18 protein-coding genes are annotated in these 18,709 nt (G+C 73.1%); 10 read left to right on the top strand and 8 right to left on the bottom strand.

Annotation, left to right across the window (positions count from 1 at the left end; genetic code table 11):
- The first annotated feature begins 4 nt into the window (after nucleotides 1–4).
- Together ACIQZO_RS02710 and ACIQZO_RS02715 are read left to right on the top strand one after the other, a co-directional pair.
- Nucleotides 5–325: a multidrug efflux SMR transporter gene (locus ACIQZO_RS02710; protein WP_030720338.1), complete on the top strand. Its 321-nt coding sequence runs from the start codon at nucleotides 5–7 to the stop codon at nucleotides 323–325.
- Nucleotides 325–876 (top strand): TetR/AcrR family transcriptional regulator, encoded by a 552-nt coding sequence (locus tag ACIQZO_RS02715; protein ID WP_403618904.1) that lies wholly within the window; start codon nucleotides 325–327, stop codon nucleotides 874–876. Before ACIQZO_RS02710 ends, ACIQZO_RS02715 begins: the two co-directional genes overlap by 1 nt.
- On the opposite strand, the gene ACIQZO_RS02720 is transcribed toward ACIQZO_RS02715, so the two are convergent.
- The gene (locus ACIQZO_RS02720; RefSeq protein ID WP_403618907.1) at nucleotides 867–1,844 is read right to left on the bottom strand and encodes a winged helix-turn-helix transcriptional regulator; all 978 of its coding nucleotides are present in this window, start codon (nucleotides 1,842–1,844) and stop codon (nucleotides 867–869) included. The genes ACIQZO_RS02715 and ACIQZO_RS02720 overlap by 10 nt on opposite strands.
- A 96-nt stretch (nucleotides 1,845–1,940) precedes the next feature.
- On the opposite strand from ACIQZO_RS02720, the gene ACIQZO_RS02725 reads away from it, so the two are divergent.
- Both ACIQZO_RS02725 and dapD read left to right on the top strand, forming a co-directional pair.
- Nucleotides 1,941–3,230 carry an MFS transporter gene (locus tag ACIQZO_RS02725; protein WP_403619254.1) on the top strand — a complete coding sequence of 430 codons (1,290 nt, stop codon included), beginning with the start codon at nucleotides 1,941–1,943 and terminating at the stop codon, nucleotides 3,228–3,230.
- A 9-nt stretch (nucleotides 3,231–3,239) separates the two neighbouring features.
- Nucleotides 3,240–4,220: a 2,3,4,5-tetrahydropyridine-2,6-dicarboxylate N-succinyltransferase gene (dapD, locus tag ACIQZO_RS02730; RefSeq protein WP_403618910.1), complete on the top strand. Its 981-nt coding sequence runs from the start codon at nucleotides 3,240–3,242 to the stop codon at nucleotides 4,218–4,220.
- Nucleotides 4,221–4,466: 246 nt separating this feature from the next.
- On the opposite strand, the gene ACIQZO_RS02735 is transcribed toward dapD, so the two are convergent.
- The 3 genes from ACIQZO_RS02735 to ACIQZO_RS02745 all read right to left on the bottom strand — a co-directional run bounded on the left by ACIQZO_RS02735 (nucleotide 4,467) and on the right by ACIQZO_RS02745 (nucleotide 7,276).
- On the bottom strand, nucleotides 4,467–4,721 hold the full coding sequence (locus tag ACIQZO_RS02735) for a hypothetical protein (RefSeq protein ID WP_403618913.1): 255 nt from the start codon (nucleotides 4,719–4,721) through the stop codon (nucleotides 4,467–4,469).
- A gap of 143 nt (nucleotides 4,722–4,864) precedes the next feature.
- Nucleotides 4,865–5,365: a GNAT family N-acetyltransferase gene (locus tag ACIQZO_RS02740; RefSeq protein WP_403618916.1), complete on the bottom strand. Its 501-nt coding sequence runs from the start codon at nucleotides 5,363–5,365 to the stop codon at nucleotides 4,865–4,867.
- 69 nt (nucleotides 5,366–5,434) lie between these two features.
- Nucleotides 5,435–7,276 (bottom strand): endonuclease/exonuclease/phosphatase family protein, encoded by a 1,842-nt coding sequence (locus tag ACIQZO_RS02745; protein WP_403618919.1) that lies wholly within the window; start codon nucleotides 7,274–7,276, stop codon nucleotides 5,435–5,437.
- Between the two features lie 435 nt (nucleotides 7,277–7,711).
- Between ACIQZO_RS02745 and ACIQZO_RS02750 the strand changes: the two genes are divergently transcribed.
- From ACIQZO_RS02750 to ACIQZO_RS02760, 3 genes are all read left to right on the top strand, one after another.
- A complete protein-coding gene (locus ACIQZO_RS02750; protein ID WP_403618922.1) occupies nucleotides 7,712–9,223 on the top strand; it encodes a hypothetical protein in 1,512 nt (503 codons plus the stop codon).
- Between the two features lie 102 nt (nucleotides 9,224–9,325).
- On the top strand, nucleotides 9,326–9,844 hold the full coding sequence (locus ACIQZO_RS02755) for a proline dehydrogenase (protein WP_403618925.1): 519 nt from the start codon (nucleotides 9,326–9,328) through the stop codon (nucleotides 9,842–9,844).
- Nucleotides 9,845–10,128: 284 nt separating this feature from the next.
- On the top strand, nucleotides 10,129–11,568 hold the full coding sequence (locus ACIQZO_RS02760) for an alkaline phosphatase PhoX (protein ID WP_403618928.1): 1,440 nt from the start codon (nucleotides 10,129–10,131) through the stop codon (nucleotides 11,566–11,568).
- Nucleotides 11,569–11,663: 95 nt separating this feature from the next.
- Here the strand turns inward: ACIQZO_RS02760 and ACIQZO_RS02765 are convergent, their stop codons facing one another.
- From ACIQZO_RS02765 to ACIQZO_RS02780, 4 genes are all read right to left on the bottom strand, one after another.
- Nucleotides 11,664–11,840, bottom strand: a complete 177-nt coding sequence (locus ACIQZO_RS02765) for a hypothetical protein (RefSeq protein WP_403618931.1) — start codon at nucleotides 11,838–11,840, stop codon at nucleotides 11,664–11,666.
- Between the two features lie 101 nt (nucleotides 11,841–11,941).
- Nucleotides 11,942–13,204: a TerD family protein gene (locus ACIQZO_RS02770; RefSeq protein ID WP_403618934.1), complete on the bottom strand. Its 1,263-nt coding sequence runs from the start codon at nucleotides 13,202–13,204 to the stop codon at nucleotides 11,942–11,944.
- A gap of 63 nt (nucleotides 13,205–13,267) precedes the next feature.
- Nucleotides 13,268–13,513 carry a hypothetical protein gene (locus tag ACIQZO_RS02775; RefSeq protein WP_403618937.1) on the bottom strand — a complete coding sequence of 82 codons (246 nt, stop codon included), beginning with the start codon at nucleotides 13,511–13,513 and terminating at the stop codon, nucleotides 13,268–13,270.
- 156 nt (nucleotides 13,514–13,669) lie between these two features.
- Nucleotides 13,670–15,193 (bottom strand): aldehyde dehydrogenase (NADP(+)), encoded by a 1,524-nt coding sequence (locus ACIQZO_RS02780; RefSeq protein ID WP_403618940.1) that lies wholly within the window; start codon nucleotides 15,191–15,193, stop codon nucleotides 13,670–13,672.
- A gap of 127 nt (nucleotides 15,194–15,320) precedes the next feature.
- Here ACIQZO_RS02780 and ACIQZO_RS02785 point away from each other — a divergent pair, with 127 nt between their 5' ends.
- From ACIQZO_RS02785 to ACIQZO_RS02795, 3 genes are all read left to right on the top strand, one after another.
- Nucleotides 15,321–16,103: an IclR family transcriptional regulator gene (locus ACIQZO_RS02785; protein ID WP_403618943.1), complete on the top strand. Its 783-nt coding sequence runs from the start codon at nucleotides 15,321–15,323 to the stop codon at nucleotides 16,101–16,103.
- 206 nt (nucleotides 16,104–16,309) lie between these two features.
- Nucleotides 16,310–17,305, top strand: a complete 996-nt coding sequence (locus ACIQZO_RS02790; protein ID WP_403618945.1) for a hypothetical protein — start codon at nucleotides 16,310–16,312, stop codon at nucleotides 17,303–17,305.
- A gap of 65 nt (nucleotides 17,306–17,370) precedes the next feature.
- Nucleotides 17,371–18,660, top strand: coding sequence for a sensor histidine kinase (locus tag ACIQZO_RS02795; RefSeq protein WP_403619257.1), 1,290 nt, complete (start codon nucleotides 17,371–17,373; stop codon nucleotides 18,658–18,660).
- The last annotated feature ends 49 nt before the right edge of the window (nucleotides 18,661–18,709 follow it).

Raw genomic sequence — 18,709 nt, forward strand, 5'->3', positions numbered from 1 at the left:
ACGCATGCCCTATGTGATGCTTGCCGCGGCCATCGCCGCAGAGGTCGCCGGAACCACCGCCATGAAGTACAGCGACGGCTTCACGAAGCTGTGGCCGTCGCTGGGCACCCTGCTGGGGTACGCCATCGCCTTCACCCTGCTCGCGCAGACGTTGAAGTCGATGTCGGTCGGCACGGCGTACGCCATCTGGGCGGGCGTCGGCACCGCGGCGATCGCCGCCATCGGCATGGTGTTCCTGGGGGAGGCGGCCACCGCCGCCAAGATCGCCGGGATCGCCCTGGTCATCGGCGGCGTGGTCCTGCTGAACCTCGGCGGGGCCCACTGATGCCCTCCGGCGGGCGGCGCTACGACCCGGACCGGCGCCAGCGGATCATCGACGCGGCGATCCGGGTGGTGGGCGTCAAGGGCATCGCGGGGCTGAGCCACCGCAGCGCGGCCGCGGAGGCCGACGTACCGCTCGGGTCGACCACGTACCACTTCAAGACGCTGGACGACCTGCTGGTCGCCGCGCTGCGCCAGACCAATGAGGGCTTCGCGCAGGCGGTGGCCCGTTCGGTGGCCCTGGCCGACCCGGACGCGGACCTCGCCCCGGCCCTGGCCCGCCTGCTCGGGGAGCTCCTGGCGGCGGACCGGGGGCGGGTGGAGCTGGAGTACGAGCTCTACCTCGCGGCCCTGCGCCGCCCGGCACTGCGGCCGGTGGCGGCCGCGTGGTGCGATGCGGTCGCGGCGGCGCTGGCCCCGCGGACCGACCCGGTGACGGCGCGGGCGCTGGTGGCGGCCGTGGACGGGATCGGGCTGCAGGTCCTGCTGACGGATTCCGCCTACGACGAGGCGTACACCCGCGAGGTCCTGCGGCGGATCCTGCGTCAGGACTGAGCGGGGTCCGCGGCGGCGGTGGAGCCGGCGGCGGTGGTGTCCGTGGAAGCGGTCGTGTCGACGGCGGTCGTACCCGTGGCGGCGGTCGCGCCCGCGGCAGCGGTGCGGACGGCCGCGAGGGCCGTCCGCACGCTCGCCTCGATGTCCTGGATCGGGTAGATCACCTCGCGCACCGTGCGGTCCCGGTCGATGACCAGCGTCAACCGCTTGATCCGGCTCGTGCCCGCCGTACGGAACGTCGGCAGGCGCAGCGCGGTCGTCAGCGCCAGGTCCGCGTCCGACAGGAGGGGGAACCGCAGCCGCTCCTGCTCCGCGAACTCCCGCTGCTCGTCCGGCCGCTGGGCCGACACCCCGTGCACGGTGGCGCCGGCCGCGGTGAACTCCGCGAGCTGGTCGCGGTACGTGCACGACTCGAACGTACAGCCCTTGGCGCCCGGGATCCCGGCCCAGCCGGGCGGGTAGGACTCGGCGCGCGCGTACGCGCCCGGGAAGCAGTACAGAATGGTGAACGGGGTGTCCGCCACCGGGTCGCTGATCCCGCCGAAACGGTCCGGCAGCAGCAGCGGCGGCACTCTCGTGCCGCGCAGCGCCTGCACCCGTGCCGCCTCGCGCGAGGCCTCGCCGGTCGTCGCCGTCATGTCTCCCTCTCCCAGGATCCAGGTGTCTCCCCAGTCCTGGAGGGCCACCAGGACGGGCAGCAGCCCCCGCCCGCGCGGGGTCAGCCGGTACTCGTGCCGCACCGGGCGTTCCTGGTACGGCTCGCGCGACAGCACCCCGGCCTCGACGAGCAGCTTCAGCCGCTCGGCCAGCACCTTGCGGGACATCCCCAGCTCGTGCTGGAACTCGTCGAAGCGGTGCACGCCGCGCGCGGCGTCGCGCACGATCAGCAGCGTCCACCAGTCGCCCACCACATCGAGGGCCTGGGCGATGGCGCAGTCCGCGTCGCCGAGGTGTGTGCGCTGGGCCATGGGGAACTCCTTCGTCCGTTGACCCAAGGCTGTCATGCTGACATAGTCAGTTCCCAAAGGGAACTTACTCGTTCGGATGTGGGGGACACGGGTGTGCTGCAGGGGTTCAAGGACATACCGAGGGTCGTGTGGCTGCTGGCTGCGGGGGTCTTCGTCAACGCCCTCGTCAGCTTCACCTTCGTTTTCGTCTTCCTCTACCTGACCGGCCCCCGTGGTCTCGGCGCCGCCCAGGCCGGCCTCGTCACCGCCATCGGCGGCATCGGCCTGGTCGCCGGCAACTTCACCGGCGGCTGGTACGGCGACCGCTTCGGCCACCGCCGGGTGCTGCTCGCCGCCGCCACCCTGGGCGGCCTCGCCCTGGCGGTCCTCCCCCTGCTGCCCACCCCGCTGCTCTACGCGGCCCTGCCCGTGGCCCAGTACGCCTCCGGCGTGATCCGGGCCGCCAACTCCGTACTCGTCGCGGTCACCGTCCCGGAAGGAGCCCGCCGCCAGGCCTTCGCCCTCGTACGCTGCGCCTCCAACGGCGGATTCACCCTCGGGCCGCCGCTGGGCGCCCTGATCGCCACCGGCCTCTCCTACGACTGGCTCTTCGTCGGTGACGGCATCGGCACGCTCGTCTTCGCCCTGTGGACCGCGCGGGTCGTCCCGGCCCGCGGCACCACCCGCACACCCTCCCGCGCAGCCCTCCGGGCGCGGGAGGTATCCCCGGCGGCCCGGGACGGGGGTCCGGGCCGCCGGGAGCACGGCCTCCGGCGCGAACTGCGCGCCCGCCCCGCCGTGCTGCTCCTGCTCGGCGCGATCCTGGTCACCGACATCGTCTACCGCCAGCAGTACTCCACCTTCCCCGTCTTCCTCGCCGACCACGGGCTGGACGCGCGCGCCTTCGGGCTCGTCATCGCCCTCAACGGAGGGGTGATCCTCCTGCTGGAGCTGCCCGCCGCCGTCGCCCTGCGCGAGCGGCCGGCGCTGCCGGTCATCGGCACCGGGCTGGTCCTGGTCGGGGCCGGGTACGCGGCGCTGCTGCTCGGGGCCGGGATCGCGAGCGCCGTGACGATGATGATCCTGCTGAGCCTCGGGGAGATCCTCTACAAGACCACCGCCACCGCCTACGTGGCCGACCAGGCGCCCGAGCACGCCATCGGGCGGTTCCAGAGCCTGTACGCGGGGGTCTCGGTCAGCGGGGTCGTCGTCGGCCCCGCCCTGGGCGGAGCCCTGTACTCGGCCGCGCCCGGACTGCTGTGGCCGCTGTGCGCGCTGCTGGCGGCGGGGGCGGGAGCAGTACTGCTGGGGGCGCACGCGCGGCAGGCCCGGCGCGCCCGGCGCGCGGCGCGACCCGCGCGACCGGCACATGAGACCGGTTCGCAACCGAAGGCCGTCGCCGGTTAGGTTTCGGATATGACTGCTACGCGTACCACCGGCGCCGTCGCCGCCGGACTTGCCACCATCACCGCCGACGGCACCGTCCTCGACACCTGGTTCCCCGCCCCCGTGCTGGTCGCCGAGCCCGGCCCGGCCGGCACCGAGCGCCTCACCGCCGACCAGGCCGTGGAACTGCTCGGCGCCGCCGCGGCCAAGGCGATCCGTACGGACGCGGTCCGCGGGGTCGAGGTCGTAGCCGTCCGCACGGTCATCTCCTCCCTGGAGGACAAGCCGCTCGACGCGCACGACGCGTACCTGCGCCTGCACCTGCTGAGCCACCGCCTGGTCAAGCCGCACGGCCAGAACCTCGACGGCGTCTTCGGCCTGCTCACCAACGTCGCCTGGACCTCGCTCGGCCCGGTCGCGGTCGACCAGGTCGAGACCGTCCGCCTCAACGCGCGCGCCGAGGGCCTGCACCTCCAGGTCACCTCGATCGACAAGTTCCCGCGGATGACGGACTACGTCGCCCCCAAGGGCGTGCGTATTGCCGACGCGGACCGCGTCCGCCTCGGCGCGCACCTCGCCGAGGGCACCACCGTCATGCACGAGGGCTTCGTCAACTTCAACGCCGGCACCCTCGGCACCTCCATGGTCGAAGGCCGCATCTCCGCGGGCGTCGTGGTCGGCGACGGCTCCGACATCGGCGGCGGCGCCTCCACCATGGGCACCCTCTCGGGCGGCGGCAAGCAGATCATCTCGATCGGCGAGCGCACCCTGATCGGCGCCGAGGCGGGCGTCGGCATCGCGCTCGGCGACGAGTGCGTCGTCGAGGCCGGCCTCTACGTGACCGCCGGCACCCGTGTGACCCTCCCGGACGGCCAGACCGTCAAGGCCCTGGAGCTCTCCGGCGCCAACAACATCCTCTTCCGCCGCAACTCGGTCACCGGCGCCGTCGAGGCCCGCCCGTACAAGGCGACCTGGGGCGGCCTGAACGAGGTCCTGCACAGCCACAACTGACGTCCCGTCGCCCTCGCCCGCGGCTGAGCCGCGACGAGTGGTGGACGTCCGTCCCGAACGAGCGCCCTCCCACGCCCCCACCACGGCCGGGAGGGCGCTCGCACTGGCGCCCGATGCTTCGGCGTCTCCTCCCGCGAGGAGCTGCTGCTCCATCGCGACGACCCCCAGTTCGCCGACCGCCACGACGACGGTCAGGGGACTCTGGCGGCTGAGGGTGATGGGCCCTCGGTGTTCGGGCCGGGGGCGTCAGTTCAGGGGGATGGTGCGGATCAGGCCCGCGAAGGCCTGCTTTTCCGCCTCCGTCAGTTCCACCGACTCCAGCGGGTGCGCGGCCGAGCCGCGCTGGGCCGGGATCATCGGCAGGCCCTCGGCGGCCGCCGGCTCCGGCTGGTGGAGGCGGTTGTCCCGCAGCATGTGGCCGAGGCCGGTGACCCAGACGATCGCGGCCACGAGCAGGACGGCGAGGCCGGTTTCCTGAGCGAGGGAGATGGAGGGGAACACGAGGATCCTCCGGAGTGCGGTCGGTACAAGCCGGTACAAGATCGGGCGTGGAAATACTCAACACCACGACGGGTCGTTTCGGTGGAGATGTGTCGAGCGTCACGCCAGGGCCGAAAGTCCCCACCTTGCCCGGAAAGGGCCCGTTACGGCTCCAGGTACAGCTTGAAGCCCTCGTGGCTGCGGGCGAAGCCCAGCCGCTCGTAGAACCGGTGCGCGGCCGTCCGCCGCTTGCTGCTGGTCAGCTGGATCAGGCCGCAACCGCGCTCGCGGGCCCGCTCGGCGGCCAGCCGCACCAGCTCGGCGCCGAGTCCGCCGCCCCGCCGGTCCGCCCGGACCCGTACCGCCTCCACCAGCGCCCGCTCCAGCCCGTTCTGGCCCAGGCCCGGGATGTACGTCAGCTGGAGGCAGCCGAGGACGACCCCGTCCGGGCCGTCAGGGCCGACCGCTTCGTCCGTTTCATCCGCTTCGTCCGTGCTCTCGGTGAGGACCAGCAGCTCGTTGCGCGGGTCCGCCGCGATCGCGGCGAAGGCGCGCTCGTGCGCCTCTCCGACCACGATCCGGGCCGGGTCGACGACCGCGTCCTCGTTCTCGAGGAGGGCGAGGACGGCGGGCAGGTCCTGGCGTGTGGCCTCACGGAAGATCATGGCCGGAATTGTGGCAGGGGGTCCGGTCTGGACTGCGGCCGGACCCCCTGTGGCTTCGAACCCGAGGTGTTACGGGCGGAAGCGCAGCACCTGCGGGTCGTGGTCGCTGTTCTGCGCCGCGAACTCCGCGTTGATGTGCACGCTGTCGTACGTGAACTTCTTGATCGCCGGGCTGGTCAGGATCTGGTCCAGCACCTGGGCGTTGCCCTGGTAGACGTACGAGTAGCGCTCCGCCTTCGGCAGCGACTTGATCGCCGGGTACAGGGCGCCGCCGTCCGCCAGCGCGTCCGTCGTCGCCGAGAACTCGAAGTCGTTGATGTCACCGAGGACCAGGACGTTGGCGTTCTTGTCCTCCGCCAGGATCTGCTTCACGAAGCCGTTCACGGCCTGCGCCTGCTGCAGTCGCTTGGCCTCCGAGGAGCGGACCGGCGGCTGGTGGTGCGAGGTCAGGCCCTCGTCGCCGCCCTTGGAACCGAAGTGGTTGGCGATCACGAAGACCGGCTTGCCGCGGAAGGCGAACTCGCCGGCGAGGGGCTTGCGGCTGTCCGCCCACGCCGGGTTGGCGGGGTCGACGCGGCCGGGGGAGTGGGTCAGGGCGGCCTTGCCGTCGACCTTGGCCACGCCCGTCGCGGTGACCGCGTCACCCGGGGCGCGCTCGGTGAAGGAGACCCGCGCCGGGTTGAAGAGGAACACCTGGCGGATGTTGCCGCCGGGCTCGCCGCCGTCCTTCTTGTCCTCCGGGTTGATGGTCCGCCACTGGTAGGCCGGGCCGCCGGCGGCCGAGATGGCCGCGGTGAACTTGGCGATGGTCTGCTCGGCCGAGACGGTGCCGTCGTTCTTGGCGCCGTTGTCGTCCTGGATCTCCTCCAGGGCGAGGATGTCCGGGGAGGCCAGGTTCTCGACGACGGCCTTCGCCAGCGCGTCGAACTTCTCCTGCGGGTCGGTCGGGTCGAGGTTCTCGACGTTGTACGTGGCCACCGCGAGCTCCTGCTCGACCTGCGGCTTGGTCTTCTCGGGGGCGAGGGTGCCCGCCTTGACCGTGCCGAGGGTGCGGGCCACCAGCGTGTAGCCGCCGAACTGGTTGAAGTCCAGCGGGCCTTCGGTGGTGCCGGTCAGCTTGTCGCCGACGTTGGCCACCGGGAAGGGCTGCTGCGCGAGGGGCGCCAGCTGCTGGACCTGGAGGCGGCCGGTGTTCTGGGACTCGTAGGAGCCGTAGATGGTGCCGCCGCGCTTGGCGGTGTTCTCCCAGCCCTTCACCGTGACCCACAGCTCCGAGTACGGGTCGGTGGCGCCGACCACGCGGGAGGTGCCGATCTTGACGTTCATGCCCTCCAGCGACTCGTAGTGGTCGAGGGCGTAGCGCGCGGGCTCCAGGGTCAGGCCGTTGACGCTGCCGCCGGCGGCCGGGTCACCGGCCGGGGCGTACTCGGCGGGCACCGTGTACTCGTTGATCGCGGTGGCCGCGGGCAGCGCGTTGCCGGAGGAGACCACGGTCACCGTCGGCTTGGAGATCTGGGTGACCGACTGGTTGCCGGAGGTCAGACCGCCGGGGATGTACTCACCCACGGTGCCGGTGACCTTGACCGCGTCGCCCACGGCGACGGTCGGGACCGAGTTGGTGAAGACGAAGACGCCCTCGCTGGTGGCGTCGTTGTCGTCAGCGTCCGGGTCCTGGATCCAGAAGCCGCGCGAGCCGTACGTACGTACGCCCGTCACGATGCCCTCGACGTCGGTGACCTGCTTGCCGTTCAGCGGGGATATCCGGGTGGTGCCCTGAATGTCGTGGATGCGTATCGGATCGGCGGACACGGCGCCTTCGGCCGCGTCGGCGGAACCCGCGAGCAGGCCGGTGGCCAGTGCGGTGGCGACGAGGGCCGCGACGGCGGCGGAACGGGGATGCGAGGAGCGCATGGGCAGGAACTCCGGTGTGGGAGAGGGGAAGGAGAGGGGCGCGGCAGTGAGATCTGCGGGTGATGTGCCGCTCCCGATATATCTACGCGCGTCAATTTCCTGTGTGGCCAGCAAAGTTGTCAAGCCCTCCAGGGAATACGGCAGCTGACTGTGGGATGAACCAAGAGGGATGACCCGCCGGACGCGCCCGAAATGCGTCTACGCTGGAGCGCCGCAAGAAGCCACGTCTGTCATCTGCGCCACATCAGCCCTGCCCGCACCGCCCGTCATGTCGGCCATGTCATCGAAATCCGGGCGCACATGACGGTCCGGCCGCCAAACGGCCCGTGTCGCCAACGCCACACCCCGAAAGACCCTGCCAGGCCCCGCCAGACCCCCGAAAACCCAGTCCGATCCCACCCCACCCCACCGCGTCCGCGAGGAGAAACCGCCCCCATGTCCGCAGACTCGCACCCCACGCTGCCGCCGGTACGGCTGCACTCCGATGCGGAGCTGGCCCGCGACGCCCTCGGCGCCCCGCTGTTCGCGCGCGCCGTACGGCTCGCCCGCTGGGCCGGCACCGATACCCGCGTCGGTGTCGGCGGAGAGCTCGCCGCCGACCAGCTGCCCGAGGCCGCCGCGCTGCTCGGTCTGGACGCCGCCGACGGGGACTCCGCCGGGTACGTGAGCCAGGCCTGGCGCGTGGCCGTGGACACCGGGCTGGTGGACGTGACCGAGCCGGACGACGACGGCGATGAGAGCGGCGCGAGCGAGGCGAGCGGCGAGGAGCGCTTCGGGACGGCCGCGCCCGGTGAGGACCTCGCGCTCGTGACGAGCGGTGCTCCCGGCGACGTACTCGACCTCTGGCTGGCGGCCCTGGACACCGTGCTCGCCGACGCCTCCGTGCCCGACCTGGACGACCTCGTCGACGCGCTGGACGCGGGCGGCGAGATCGACTTCGACCGGCTGGACTGGAACCCGGGGCGCGAGGCGGACTTCCTCGACGGGGTCCTCGCCAACCTCTACCTGCTCACCGTCACCGAGGGCGGGGCCGCGGACGGACCGGTTCCGCTGCCGGTGCTCGCCGCGTCGATGGTCGTGCCCGACGATATGGGCGAGCCGACCGATGCCGTGCTGGAGCAGGTGTCGGACGCGATGATGCGCCTCGACGACCAGTTCCGGCAGCTGGAGCCGATCGGACTGGTGGAGTTTCGGCCCGTCGACGAGGAGCTGATGGCGGAGGCCGACGGCCCCCTGGACGGAGCGGGCGAGGCGGGCGAAGCGGACGACGAGGACGACGAGGACGTCTCGCGCTACGGGATGGTCCGGCTGACCCCGCTCGGCCTGTACGGGATCAGGGCCCGGATGCTGGAGGCGGGAGTGGACGCCCCCGCCCTCGGCGAACTGTCCGAGAAGGGCGCCGACGTACTGCTCGACGCCGTCTCCCTCTACTCCGAGAACGCCGCCCAGGCCGAGATCGAGCAGTGGCTGGCCGGCCGCGAACAGCCCGCCGCGGCCGCCGAACTGCTGGCCGCCGCCCGCGGCGACGACGAAGGCGGCCCGCTGCGCAGGCTCCGCTGCCAGCAGGCCCTGGCACCGGCCGGACCGGAGGCCGAGTCGGCGGTCCGCTCGGTGCTCGACGACCCGGAGCTCGGCGGGCTCGCCCGGGTCTGGCTGGCGGAGCGCGGCGCGGGCGACGTACCGGCTCCGGACCCCGAGATGGTGTTCTGGCTGACCGTCGACACGATCGCGGCGCAGCTCGCCACCGACGGGGAGACGGATGAGTTGCCGCTCCTGATGGAGACCCTGACCGCTCATCATGCGGGGTTCTTCGAGCAGGTGTGGCGGGTGGAGCACCCGGCGACGGCGTACGTCCTGGAGGCGATGGGCCGACTGCACCCGGACCGGAAAGCGGCCAAGGAGGCCCGCAAGGCCGCGTTCAAGGCCCGCTCCCGCCGCCCGGTCTAGGCGGGCCGAGGGCCGAGCGGCGGGCCTGCCGAGGCCGGGGTTCCCGGGCCGGGGCTCGCGGCCGGGGCCGGTCCGTGATCCCCCGGGGACACAATGGGCGTCATGGATTCAGGACTTGCCGCACTGCTGGGCGCCGCCGTCGGCTCCGTCACCACCCTGGGGGCCGCCTTCGTGAACGGCCGTGCGCAGGCGCGGTCCCAGCACGGCCAGTGGAGGCGCCGGCACCGTCGCGACGCCTGCGCGGCCTACCTCGGCGCGTTCCACGACCGCGACGTAGCCATGGACGCCGTACTCGACGCGCTGCGTGCGGACGCACCCGACCTGCCCGACCTCGACGGGAGGACGGGCCGCTTCGTCTCGCTGGCCCGCGAGGTCCACCGCGCCGCCGAGGTCGTCATCCTCGAGGGGCCGGCCGCCCTCGCGGAGGTCGCCGGACGCGTCACCCAGGCATCCGGCGACCTCTCGCACGTCGTGCGACGGATGGCCGAGGACGCCCGGGCCGGGGACACCACCCGCAAGGCCGAGGACACGGCGCTCGCCGCCGAACGACAGCACGCCCTCTACCGGGCGGTCCAGGACTTCCGCCTCGCGGCCCGCGGCGCCATAGGCGGGGCCGACTGACCTGCGGACCTGCGGACCTGCGGACCCGCGGACCTGTCGGCCCGGCGACCGGCCCGCCGACCGACTGACCCGCAGCCCCTCGTCCGGGTGGTCCGGGTGGTCCGGGGCATCGGGGGCGGGTGGCGACAATGCGCCGTTCCAGGGGCCGGAGTTGGCCATTCCAGGGGCGGGCAAGGGGTCGGTTCCTCTTGGTGGGTAGTTCAGCCGCCGTTCACGTGCGGGCGAGAGCGTGTGCGCTGACGACCGCACGACAGGCGCACCACCTCCCCACCCCTGGAGACCCGATGCCGCTCAGCCGTAGAGACTTCACCGCCCGCACCGTCATCGCCGGCGCGGGCGTCGCGCTCACCGGAACGGTCGGAGCCCTCGCCACCGCCCCGGGGGCCCTCGCCGCCGAGGACGGCACCGCCCGCGACGAGCACGGACGGCCCTGCGAGCCCGGCTACGGCCCGCTCGTCCCCGACCCGCGGGGAATCCTTGCCCTCCCCGCCGGGTTCACCTACCGCGTGATCACGCACAGCGGGGTCACCAAGCTGGACTCCGGCGAGACCACCCCGTCCAACCACGACGGGACCGCCGCCTTCGAGGGCCACCGCGGAGTCACCCTCCTCGTCAACAACCACGAGCTCAAGGGCAAGCGGGAGGGCTGGGCCCACCCCGTCCCGCTCGCCGAGGGCCTGGTCTACGACCCGGCCGCGGCCGGCGGGTGCACGGTCGTCGAGGTCCGGCGCGGCGGCGAGGTCGCCGAATGGGTGGGCATCGCCGGTACGTCGACCAACTGCGCGGGCGGCGCCACCCCCTGGGACACCTGGCTGACCTGCGAGGAGAACTCGGACCTCGCGGGCAAGAACGGTATGACCAAGGACCACGGCTACGTCTTCGAGGTCGACCCGCACGACCGGCGCGCCAACCGCGACCCGCGCCCGATCAAGGCCTTCGGGCGCTATGACCACGAGGCCGTGGTCATCGACCCGCGCCAGGGCCACGCCTATCTGACCGAGGACGCCTCCGGCCCCAACGGGCTGCTCTACCGCTGGACCCCGCCCCGCGGCTTCCGTCACGGCCGCGGCAGGCTCCATACGCTCGCGGCCGACGCCGGTGTGCTCCAGGCGGCCAAGTGCATCGACAGCTCCGGCCGGTTCGTCGACGATTTCTCGCGCGCCACGAAGATCGGCACCGTCTACGGGGTCGACTGGGTGGATGTGAGCGACCGCGACGCCCGGACGGTGCCGGTGCGCAAGCAGTTCGCGGACGGTGTGGTGACGCGCGGACGCAAGCTGGAAGGCATGTGGTGGGCCGACGGCGGCGCGTACTTCGTCTGCTCCTACGCCCGTGAGGAGAGCCCGGGCGCGGCCCACGACGGTCAGGTCTGGTTCTACGACCCCAAGCGGCGCACGGTCCGGCTCACCGTCCTCATCGGGGTCAACGCGGACCCGTCGGTGGACGGGGGCTACGACGGCCCCGACAACATCACCGTGTCCCCGTACGGCGGCCTGATCATCGCGGAGGACGGGTCGGGACTGCAGCACCTGTTCGGTGCGACGGATTCGGGCCGCACCTACCCGCTGGCGCGCAACGAGCTGAACAACGGGTCCGAGGAGGAACCGGAGTACTCCGAATTCACCGGTGTCTGCTTCTCGCCGGACGGGCGCACGCTGTACGCCAACATCCAGGACCCGGGCATCATGCTGGCCATCACCGGGCCGTGGCGGCGCGGGCACTGACCCCGCGGTCACTGACGGCGCGGGCAGGGAGGGCTGCGCCCGAGTCCGCGCCGGGGCGGGCGCGGGTGTGCGGGCGCGGGCTCGGCGCCCGCGCCTCACTGGGCCGGGGAAACCTCCGAGCGGGAGGCCTCGGCCCACTCCGCGAGCAGGAACTCATACGCCTCGGAGGGCCACTCGCCGTCCACTCGGGTGTCCACAAGGTGCCGTATCGCCTCGTTCGCCTCTGCGGCGGACGGCCGGGCAGGCCCCGCAGGTGTGAAGGTCTTGTGCATGCCTCCAGGCTACGGGCGGGCACTGACAGCCACTCACGGATTACGCGTGGCATCCATCACCCGCAATCCGTGGCGGCAGTCGTATGTGCCCGCCCACCTGCTCAGAGTGCCTGCGAGGCGGGCTTGACCATGCCGCGCACTGTGCGCGACTTCACAAAGTCGCCCATGGCAGTCATCTCCCACTCGCCGGAGAACTGCTTGATGAGCTTGGCCATCATCACGCCGGTCTGGGGCTCGGCGCCCGTGAGGTCGAAGCGCACCAGCTCCTCGCCGCTCGCCGCGTCGATCAGCCGGCAGTAGGCCTTTGCGACCTCGGTGAACTTCTGGCCGGAGAAGGAATTGACCGTGAAGACCAGGCCGGTGGCGTCGGCGGGGATCCGGCCGAGGTCCACGACGATCACCTCGTCGTCGCCCGCGCCCTCACCGGTGAGGTTGTCACCGGAGTGCTTGACGGCGCCGCCGAGGATGGACAGCTTGCCGAAGTAGCAGCTGTCGATGTGATTGCGCTGGGGGCCGTACGCGATGACGGAGGCGTCGAGGTCGATGTCCTTGCCGCGGAACGCGGGTTCCCAGCCGAGGCCCATCTTGACCTGGGAGAGCAGCGGGCGGCCGCCCTTGACCAGGGAGACGGTCTGGTTCTTCTGGAGGTTGACCCGGCCCTTGTCGAGGTTGATCTTCCCGGCGCCGGGCGCGGCGGCCGGAGGCGCGACGGGCGCGGCCGGGGCGGGGGCGGGAGCCGCGGGGGTGGTGGCGCCGCCGAGCCAGGGGGAGGGCGGGTACGAGACCGGCGCGGCCGGGGGGGGGGGGGGCGCCGGGGCCACCGGGGCCGGCGGCGGGGTCACGGCCTGCGGGGCCGCGGGTTCTTCGTCCACGGAGACCCCGAAGTCGGTGGCGATGCCCGCGAGGCCGTTCGCGTACCCCTGGCCGACCGCGCGCACCTTCCACACGCCGCCGCGCACATAGATCTCGACGACGACGAGCGCGGTCTCGGCGCCCAGCTGCGGCGGGGTGAAGGCGGCGATCACCGCCCCGCCGTCGGCGTTGCGCACGGTGGCGGTGGGCTCGATGCCCTGGAACGTCTGCCCGGCGGCGTCGGGGCTGGCCGTGACCACGATCCGCTCGATGCCCGGGGGCACCGCGCCGGTGTCCACGGTGATCGAGTCCGGCGTCGAACCGCCGCCGGACCGGTAGCCGACACCGGGCCCGGTGGGCTGGTTGAAGAAGATGAAGTCGGCGTCGGAGCGCACCTTGCCGTCCGCCGTGAGGAGCAGGGCCGACACGTCGAGCCGTACCGGCGCAGCCACGTCGACCGTCACGCGGACGGCATTGAGCGGCAGGTTGGATCCAGGGGTCATAGCGGTCATGCCCGGAGAACGACCGGAGGGGCTTTGCCGTTCCCTTACCCTCGCGGGATATTTCGGGATGTTTCAGCGTCGATCGCCTGGATGGCCGCGGGGCTGATTGCGCGGGTGGCTGCGCGCGAGGCGCTCGTTGCCGAATTTGTACGCGCCCGTCCAGCGGGCCATCACGAGCTGCGCGTCGCCGGACTCCACCTCGGCCAGGAACTTCTCGGCCCGGTCCCCGCGCAGGGTGGCCGCGGTGCGGCCCCGGTGGGTGATGACGACGCAGTCGTCCCGGTGACGTTCGTAGGTGAACCCGTGCGGTTTCGGCATGCGGCGCAGCCTGCCGCGCCGGGGCGGGCCGGGCAACGTGATTTCCGGGGCTCCGGGGCCCTGGGTGCCCCGGTGCCCCGGTGTCGGAGCCCTGCGCCCCGGTGTCCGACGCCCGTGCCCCGGCCGGCGGGCGGCCCGCCGGGGCTCCGAGACGGGCTAGCCTCCGGTGACCTGGCGCGGCAGACCCATCGGGTTGGCCTCGCGCAGCTCGGCCGGCAGGAGCGCGTCCGGTACGGACTGGTAGGCGACCGGCCGCAGCCAGCGCTCGATCGCGGTGCCGCCCACCGAGGTGGAGTGCGAGGTGGCCGCCGGGTAGGGACCGCCGTGGTGCTGGGCCGGCGCCACCGCGACTCCGGTCGGCCAGCCGTTGACCACGATCCGGCCCGCCAGCCCCGTGACCTGCCCGATCAGCTCGGCGGCCGGGCCCGGCGCACCCTCGGTCTCGGCGGCCGACAACTGGAGGGTGGCACTCAGGTTCCCGCCGAGGCGCCCGAGGACCGCGCCCGCCTCGCCCTGGTCGGCGTAGCGCACGACGACGGTCACCGGACCGAAGCACTCCTCCAGGAGGAGATCGTGAGCGCCGCCCTGGAGGAGGTGCTCGGCGCCTACGGTCAGGTAACCCGCCCCGACCGTGTGCTCCCCGCCGGATCCGGGGGTGACGGGGGCGTCGACGCCGGGCAGCGCGGCCCGCTCGCGCACCCCGGAGACGAAATTCTCCCGCATCCGGTGGTCGAGCAGCACGCCCGGCTCGGTCTCCCCGAGCGCCTTGGTGAGCTCACCGGTGACCCGGTCGCCGTCCGGGCCCTCGGGGACCAGTACCAGGCCGGGCTTCACGCAGAACTGGCCGACGCCGAGGGTGACCGAGCCGGCGAGGCCGGACCCGATCTCCTCGGCGCGCTCGGCGGCGGCGGCCGGGGTGACCACGACGGGGTTGAGGGAGCCCAGTTCGCCGTGGAAGGGAATGGGCACGGGCCGGGCGGCGGCCGCGTCGAACAGGGCACGTCCGCCCCGGATGGAACCGGTGAACCCGGCCGCCGCCACCAGCGGGTGGCGGATCAGCTCCAGCCCGGCGTCGAACCCGTGGACCACGCTGACCACTTCGGCCGGGAGCCCGGTGGCGATCGCGGCCCGGCGGAGCAGTGAGGCGCACAGCTCGGAGGTGGCGGGGTGGTCGGGGTGCGCCTTGACGACGACCGGGCAGCCGGCGGCCAGCGCGCTCGCGGTGTCGCCGCCGGGGACGGAGAAGGCGAGCGGGAAGTTGGAGGCGGCGTAGACCGCGACCACGCCGAGCGGCACCTTGTAGCGGCGCAGTTCGGGGCGCGGCGGGCTCAGGGCCGGGTCGGCTCTGTCGATCCGGATGTCGAGGTAGGTCCCGGCGTCCACAGCGTCGGCGAAGGCGCGCAGCTGGCCGGTGGTGCGGGCCAGTTCGCCGGTGAGCCGGCCCGGGCCGAGCGCGGTCTCGGCGTCGGCGGCCTCGATGACGTGGGCCGCGGACTCGTCGAGCAGTGCGGCGGCGGCGCGCAGGAAGGCGGCGCGGACGGTGGCGTCGGCGAGCGCGCCGCGGGCGGTGTGGGCGGCCCGTACGGCTTCGTCCACCTCCCCGGGTGTGGCTTCCACCGCAACCTGTTCGCGCTGCTTCCCGGTGCGGGGGTCCACACTCCAGACTGGTGTCGTTGTCATGGCCCACTGCCTCCTGGATCGTTCAGTATTCTGAACGCCGTTCCGGTGGATGAATGATCACATCTGCTGTGGACTCTATTTCCGCGTCCTCGGTGTGACAAGAGGCGATCAGAGGGGGAGCAGGCGTATGACGACGGCCGAGTCGGGGATTCCGGCCCAGGCGGCGCCGGTCAAGTCGGCGGTGCGGACCGTCCTCCTGCTGGAGCACTTCGCGGCGCGCCCGGGGCTGCACAGCCTGGCCGACATCCAGAACGACCTCTCGCTGCCCAAGTCCAGCCTCTACATGCTGCTGCGCACGCTGGTGAATCTGGGGTGGGTGGAGACGGACGCGACGGGCACGCGGTACGGCATCGGCGTACGGGCCCTGCTGGTCGGCAGCTCGTACATCGACGGCGACGAGGTCGTCGCGGCCGCGCGGCCCACCCTGGACCGGCTCTCCGACGACACGACGGAGACCATCCACCTGGCCCGGCTGGACGGGACGAGCGTGGTCTACCTCGCGACCCGGCAGTCCCAGCACTACCTGCGGCCCTTCACCCGGGTCGGGCGACGGCTGCCCGTGCACTCGACGGCGCTGGGCAAGGCGCTGCTGGCGACGCACACGGACCAAGAGGTACGGGGGCTGCTGCCGCGGCGGCTGGAGGCCGTCACCGAACACTCGATCACCGACCGGGAGCAGCTCATCGAGGAGCTGGCGCTGGTACGGGAGCAGGGGTACGCGGTGGACCGGGAGGAGAACACGCTCGGGTTGCGCTGCTTCGGGGTGGCGGTGCCGTACCGGACGCCGGCGCGGGACGCGGTGAGCTGTTCGGTGCCGGTGGCCCGGCTGACGGGGGAGCACGAACAGGTCATCAAGGCGGCGCTGTTCGAGGCGCGGGACCGGCTGTCGGTCGTGACGCGCCGTATGTGAGGGCCTGCAGGTGAGGGCCTGCACGTGATGCTCCGCGGGCGGCGCATCGCGGGCGTCGCTCCGTGGGTGCGGGTGCGGGTGCGGCGCTCCACGGGTGCGGTGCGGTGCGGTGGGTGAGCGTGTGCAGCGGGTCCTCCCCCGCGTGGGGGAGGCGGTTCCCCTTCAAGGGGGAGGCGGCGGGGCCGCGCAGCCGCGACCGTTGAGTCATGAACACGCGAGAGATGCAGCGCAGTGCGGTGACGGACGCGAATCGGCCGTCACCTCCCTCCCGCCCGGGGACCGGGCGGCGGATCCTGCGGGCGTTGGCCCTGGCCGCCACCGTGCCGTATCTGGGACTCAAGACGGCCTGGCTGTGCGGGAGTCACCTCGGGATACCCGAGGGCAGCGTGCTGAGGGAGCCGGGCTCGTACTTCACGGCGGCCAACGCCGTGACCCTGGCGATGGACGCCTGTGTGATCCTGCTCGTGATGGTGCTCACCAGGCCCTGGGGCATACGGGTGCCGGCCTGGGTGCTGACCGTTCCGGTGTTCGTGGCCACGGGACTGCTCGCCCCGATCTTCTTCGCTTTCCCCGGCCAACTGCTCGTGCGGGCGCTCGGTTTCGGGGCGGACCCCGGGGTGGAGGCGGTGCGCGAGCCCTTCCTTGACTCCTGGGTGTTCATGGTCGTCTACACCGGATTCATGCTCCAAGGACTCGCCCTCGCCGCTTTGTTCGTGCCCTATGCGCGAGAGCGCTGGGGTTCGCGGTGGCAGGGCGTGACGGGGAAGCGGCTGCCGCCGTCCACGGGGGTGGTGGCGGCAGCCGCGGCGGCCGTCGGGCTGGCGGTCGCCGCGGTGTACGGGTACTGGACCTTCGGCGGTACCGCCGGGCTGGGCGCCGAGAGGGCGGCCGCTCACTCCGCGGAGACGGCCGTGGTGACCGCGGTCGACGCGATATGCGTGCTGGCCGCCGGAGCGGGGGCCCTGCTCCTGGCCCGGGGCGGGACGCTCCCGGCGCGGTGGCCGCTCGGTCTCGCCTGGATCGGCGGGGCGGCCGCGCTGAGCTGGGGAGCCTGGGTGATGATCGCCGCGCTGGGACCGCAGCTGGACGGAGGCGAAGGGCCTCCCGCCGCAACGCTGTTGATCTACGCTGGTCAGATGATCACGGGATTGCTTACCGGCGCCGTCCTCATACGGTTTCTCACCGTCCGCCGCCCGGCGTGAACCGGCTGCTGGGGGCGCGGGCCAGGTGGCGCTGGGTGCACCTGATCCTCGGCGGGGCCCTGCTGATGCCGTACTTCCTGCTCGCGCAGGTGGTGGTCGGCGTTGCCGCCGGCGGGGTCAACGCACTCGACTCCGCCCCGCTCAGCCTCCTCGCCTACGCCGCCTCCCTGCCCCTCGTCGCCGCCACCGCGCTGGTCGGGCCGGTCCGGCCGATGTCGGTGGTCGCCGTCCGGGCCATGTGCGGGGTGCCGGGGGAACGGTTGGCCGACGGGCCGGCGAGGTCCTGGGCCGCGCGGGGGCGGGCCTCGGCCTGGTGGACCCTGCACCTGGGGACCGGCGCCCTGATCAGCGGGATGACCCTCGCGGTGCCGCCCATGGCGGTCGTGCTGATCTCGCTGCCGGTCGTGGGACGGCTGCGGGACGTCCGGTTGGGGTACGGCTGGTTCGCCACGGACACCGACCCGTACGTCGCACCCCTGCTCGGGATCGGGCTGCTCGCCGGGGTCGTCCTGTGCGCCGCCGGGGCCGGGCGGCTGCTGGCCCGGATGGCGCCCGTACTGCTCGGGCCGACGGCGGCGGACCGGCTGGCCGCCGCCGAGGAGCGGGCCGCCGACCTGGCCGTGCGCAACCGGCTGGCCCGGGAACTGCACGACGCGGTCGGGCACGCGCTGAGCGCCGTCATGCTCCAGGCGGCCGCCGCCCGGCGGATGCTGGAGCGCGATCCCGAGTTCGTGCGGGAGGCGCTCGCCGCGATCGAGGACACCACCCGGCGGACGGTGGGCGAGCTCGATGCCGTACTGGGCCTGCTGCGGGACGGGGACCCGGCCCGGCCGGACGCCGCACCCGCACCCACCCTCGCCACCGACCTGGACGGACTGCTGGCCCGCACCCGGGCCGGCGGCACCACCGTCACCGCGCACCAGGACCCCGGGCCCGTCGGGGAGTGGGCCGCGCTCCCGGCGATCGCCTCCCGCGAGGCGTACCGGATCGTCCAGGAGGGCCTGAGCAACGCCCTGCGCCATGGCGCGGGCCCGGTGGATCTACGGATCCGGGTACGGGCCGGCCCCGCCGCCGGACCAGGCACCGGACCCCGCCCCGCTCCCGGACCCCGCCCCGCATCCGGCACACGCCCCGACGCCGCCGCACCTCGTGAACTGGAGATCACCGTGACCAATCCGCCCGCCGCACCCGATGGCGACCGGGAGCCCCGTACCGGCGGGGGCCGCGGACTGCGCGGCTCCGCGGAACGGGCCGCCCTGCTCGGCGGCAGCGTCGAGGCGGGCCCGCACGGGGACCTGTGGCGGCTGCGGGCCGTGCTCCCGCTCGCCGGGGCCGGGGTGGGGGGCGACCGGTGACCGGGACCGCTCCGGCGGGCCGGCCGCCGCTGCGGATCGTGCTCTGCGA

It is taken from the genome of Streptomyces sp. NPDC097617 (genome assembly GCF_044761485.1).
In the GTDB taxonomy this organism is placed as follows: domain Bacteria; phylum Actinomycetota; class Actinomycetes; order Streptomycetales; family Streptomycetaceae; genus Streptomyces.

What these genes read in the sequence shown, in the direction of transcription:
- ACIQZO_RS02710 (WP_030720338.1), top strand. Translation starts at nt 5, where the DNA reads ATGCCCTATGTGATGCTTGCCGCGGCCATCGCCGCAGAGGTCGCCGGA.
- ACIQZO_RS02715 (WP_403618904.1), top strand. Translation starts at nt 325, where the DNA reads ATGCCCTCCGGCGGGCGGCGCTACGACCCGGACCGGCGCCAGCGGATC.
- ACIQZO_RS02720 (WP_403618907.1), bottom strand. Translation starts at nt 1,844, where the DNA reads ATGGCCCAGCGCACACACCTCGGCGACGCGGACTGCGCCATCGCCCAG.
- dapD (WP_403618910.1), top strand. Translation starts at nt 3,240, where the DNA reads ATGACTGCTACGCGTACCACCGGCGCCGTCGCCGCCGGACTTGCCACC.
- ACIQZO_RS02740 (WP_403618916.1), bottom strand. Translation starts at nt 5,365, where the DNA reads ATGATCTTCCGTGAGGCCACACGCCAGGACCTGCCCGCCGTCCTCGCC.
- ACIQZO_RS02745 (WP_403618919.1), bottom strand. Translation starts at nt 7,276, where the DNA reads ATGCGCTCCTCGCATCCCCGTTCCGCCGCCGTCGCGGCCCTCGTCGCC.
- ACIQZO_RS02750 (WP_403618922.1), top strand. Translation starts at nt 7,712, where the DNA reads ATGTCCGCAGACTCGCACCCCACGCTGCCGCCGGTACGGCTGCACTCC.
- ACIQZO_RS02755 (WP_403618925.1), top strand. Translation starts at nt 9,326, where the DNA reads ATGGATTCAGGACTTGCCGCACTGCTGGGCGCCGCCGTCGGCTCCGTC.
- ACIQZO_RS02760 (WP_403618928.1), top strand. Translation starts at nt 10,129, where the DNA reads ATGCCGCTCAGCCGTAGAGACTTCACCGCCCGCACCGTCATCGCCGGC.
- ACIQZO_RS02765 (WP_403618931.1), bottom strand. Translation starts at nt 11,840, where the DNA reads ATGCACAAGACCTTCACACCTGCGGGGCCTGCCCGGCCGTCCGCCGCA.
- ACIQZO_RS02770 (WP_403618934.1), bottom strand. Translation starts at nt 13,204, where the DNA reads ATGACCGCTATGACCCCTGGATCCAACCTGCCGCTCAATGCCGTCCGC.
- ACIQZO_RS02775 (WP_403618937.1), bottom strand. Translation starts at nt 13,513, where the DNA reads ATGCCGAAACCGCACGGGTTCACCTACGAACGTCACCGGGACGACTGC.
- ACIQZO_RS02780 (WP_403618940.1), bottom strand. Translation starts at nt 15,193, where the DNA reads ATGACAACGACACCAGTCTGGAGTGTGGACCCCCGCACCGGGAAGCAG.
- ACIQZO_RS02785 (WP_403618943.1), top strand. Translation starts at nt 15,321, where the DNA reads ATGACGACGGCCGAGTCGGGGATTCCGGCCCAGGCGGCGCCGGTCAAG.
- ACIQZO_RS02790 (WP_403618945.1), top strand. Translation starts at nt 16,310, where the DNA reads ATGAACACGCGAGAGATGCAGCGCAGTGCGGTGACGGACGCGAATCGG.
- ACIQZO_RS02795 (WP_403619257.1), top strand. Translation starts at nt 17,371, where the DNA reads ATGCCGTACTTCCTGCTCGCGCAGGTGGTGGTCGGCGTTGCCGCCGGC.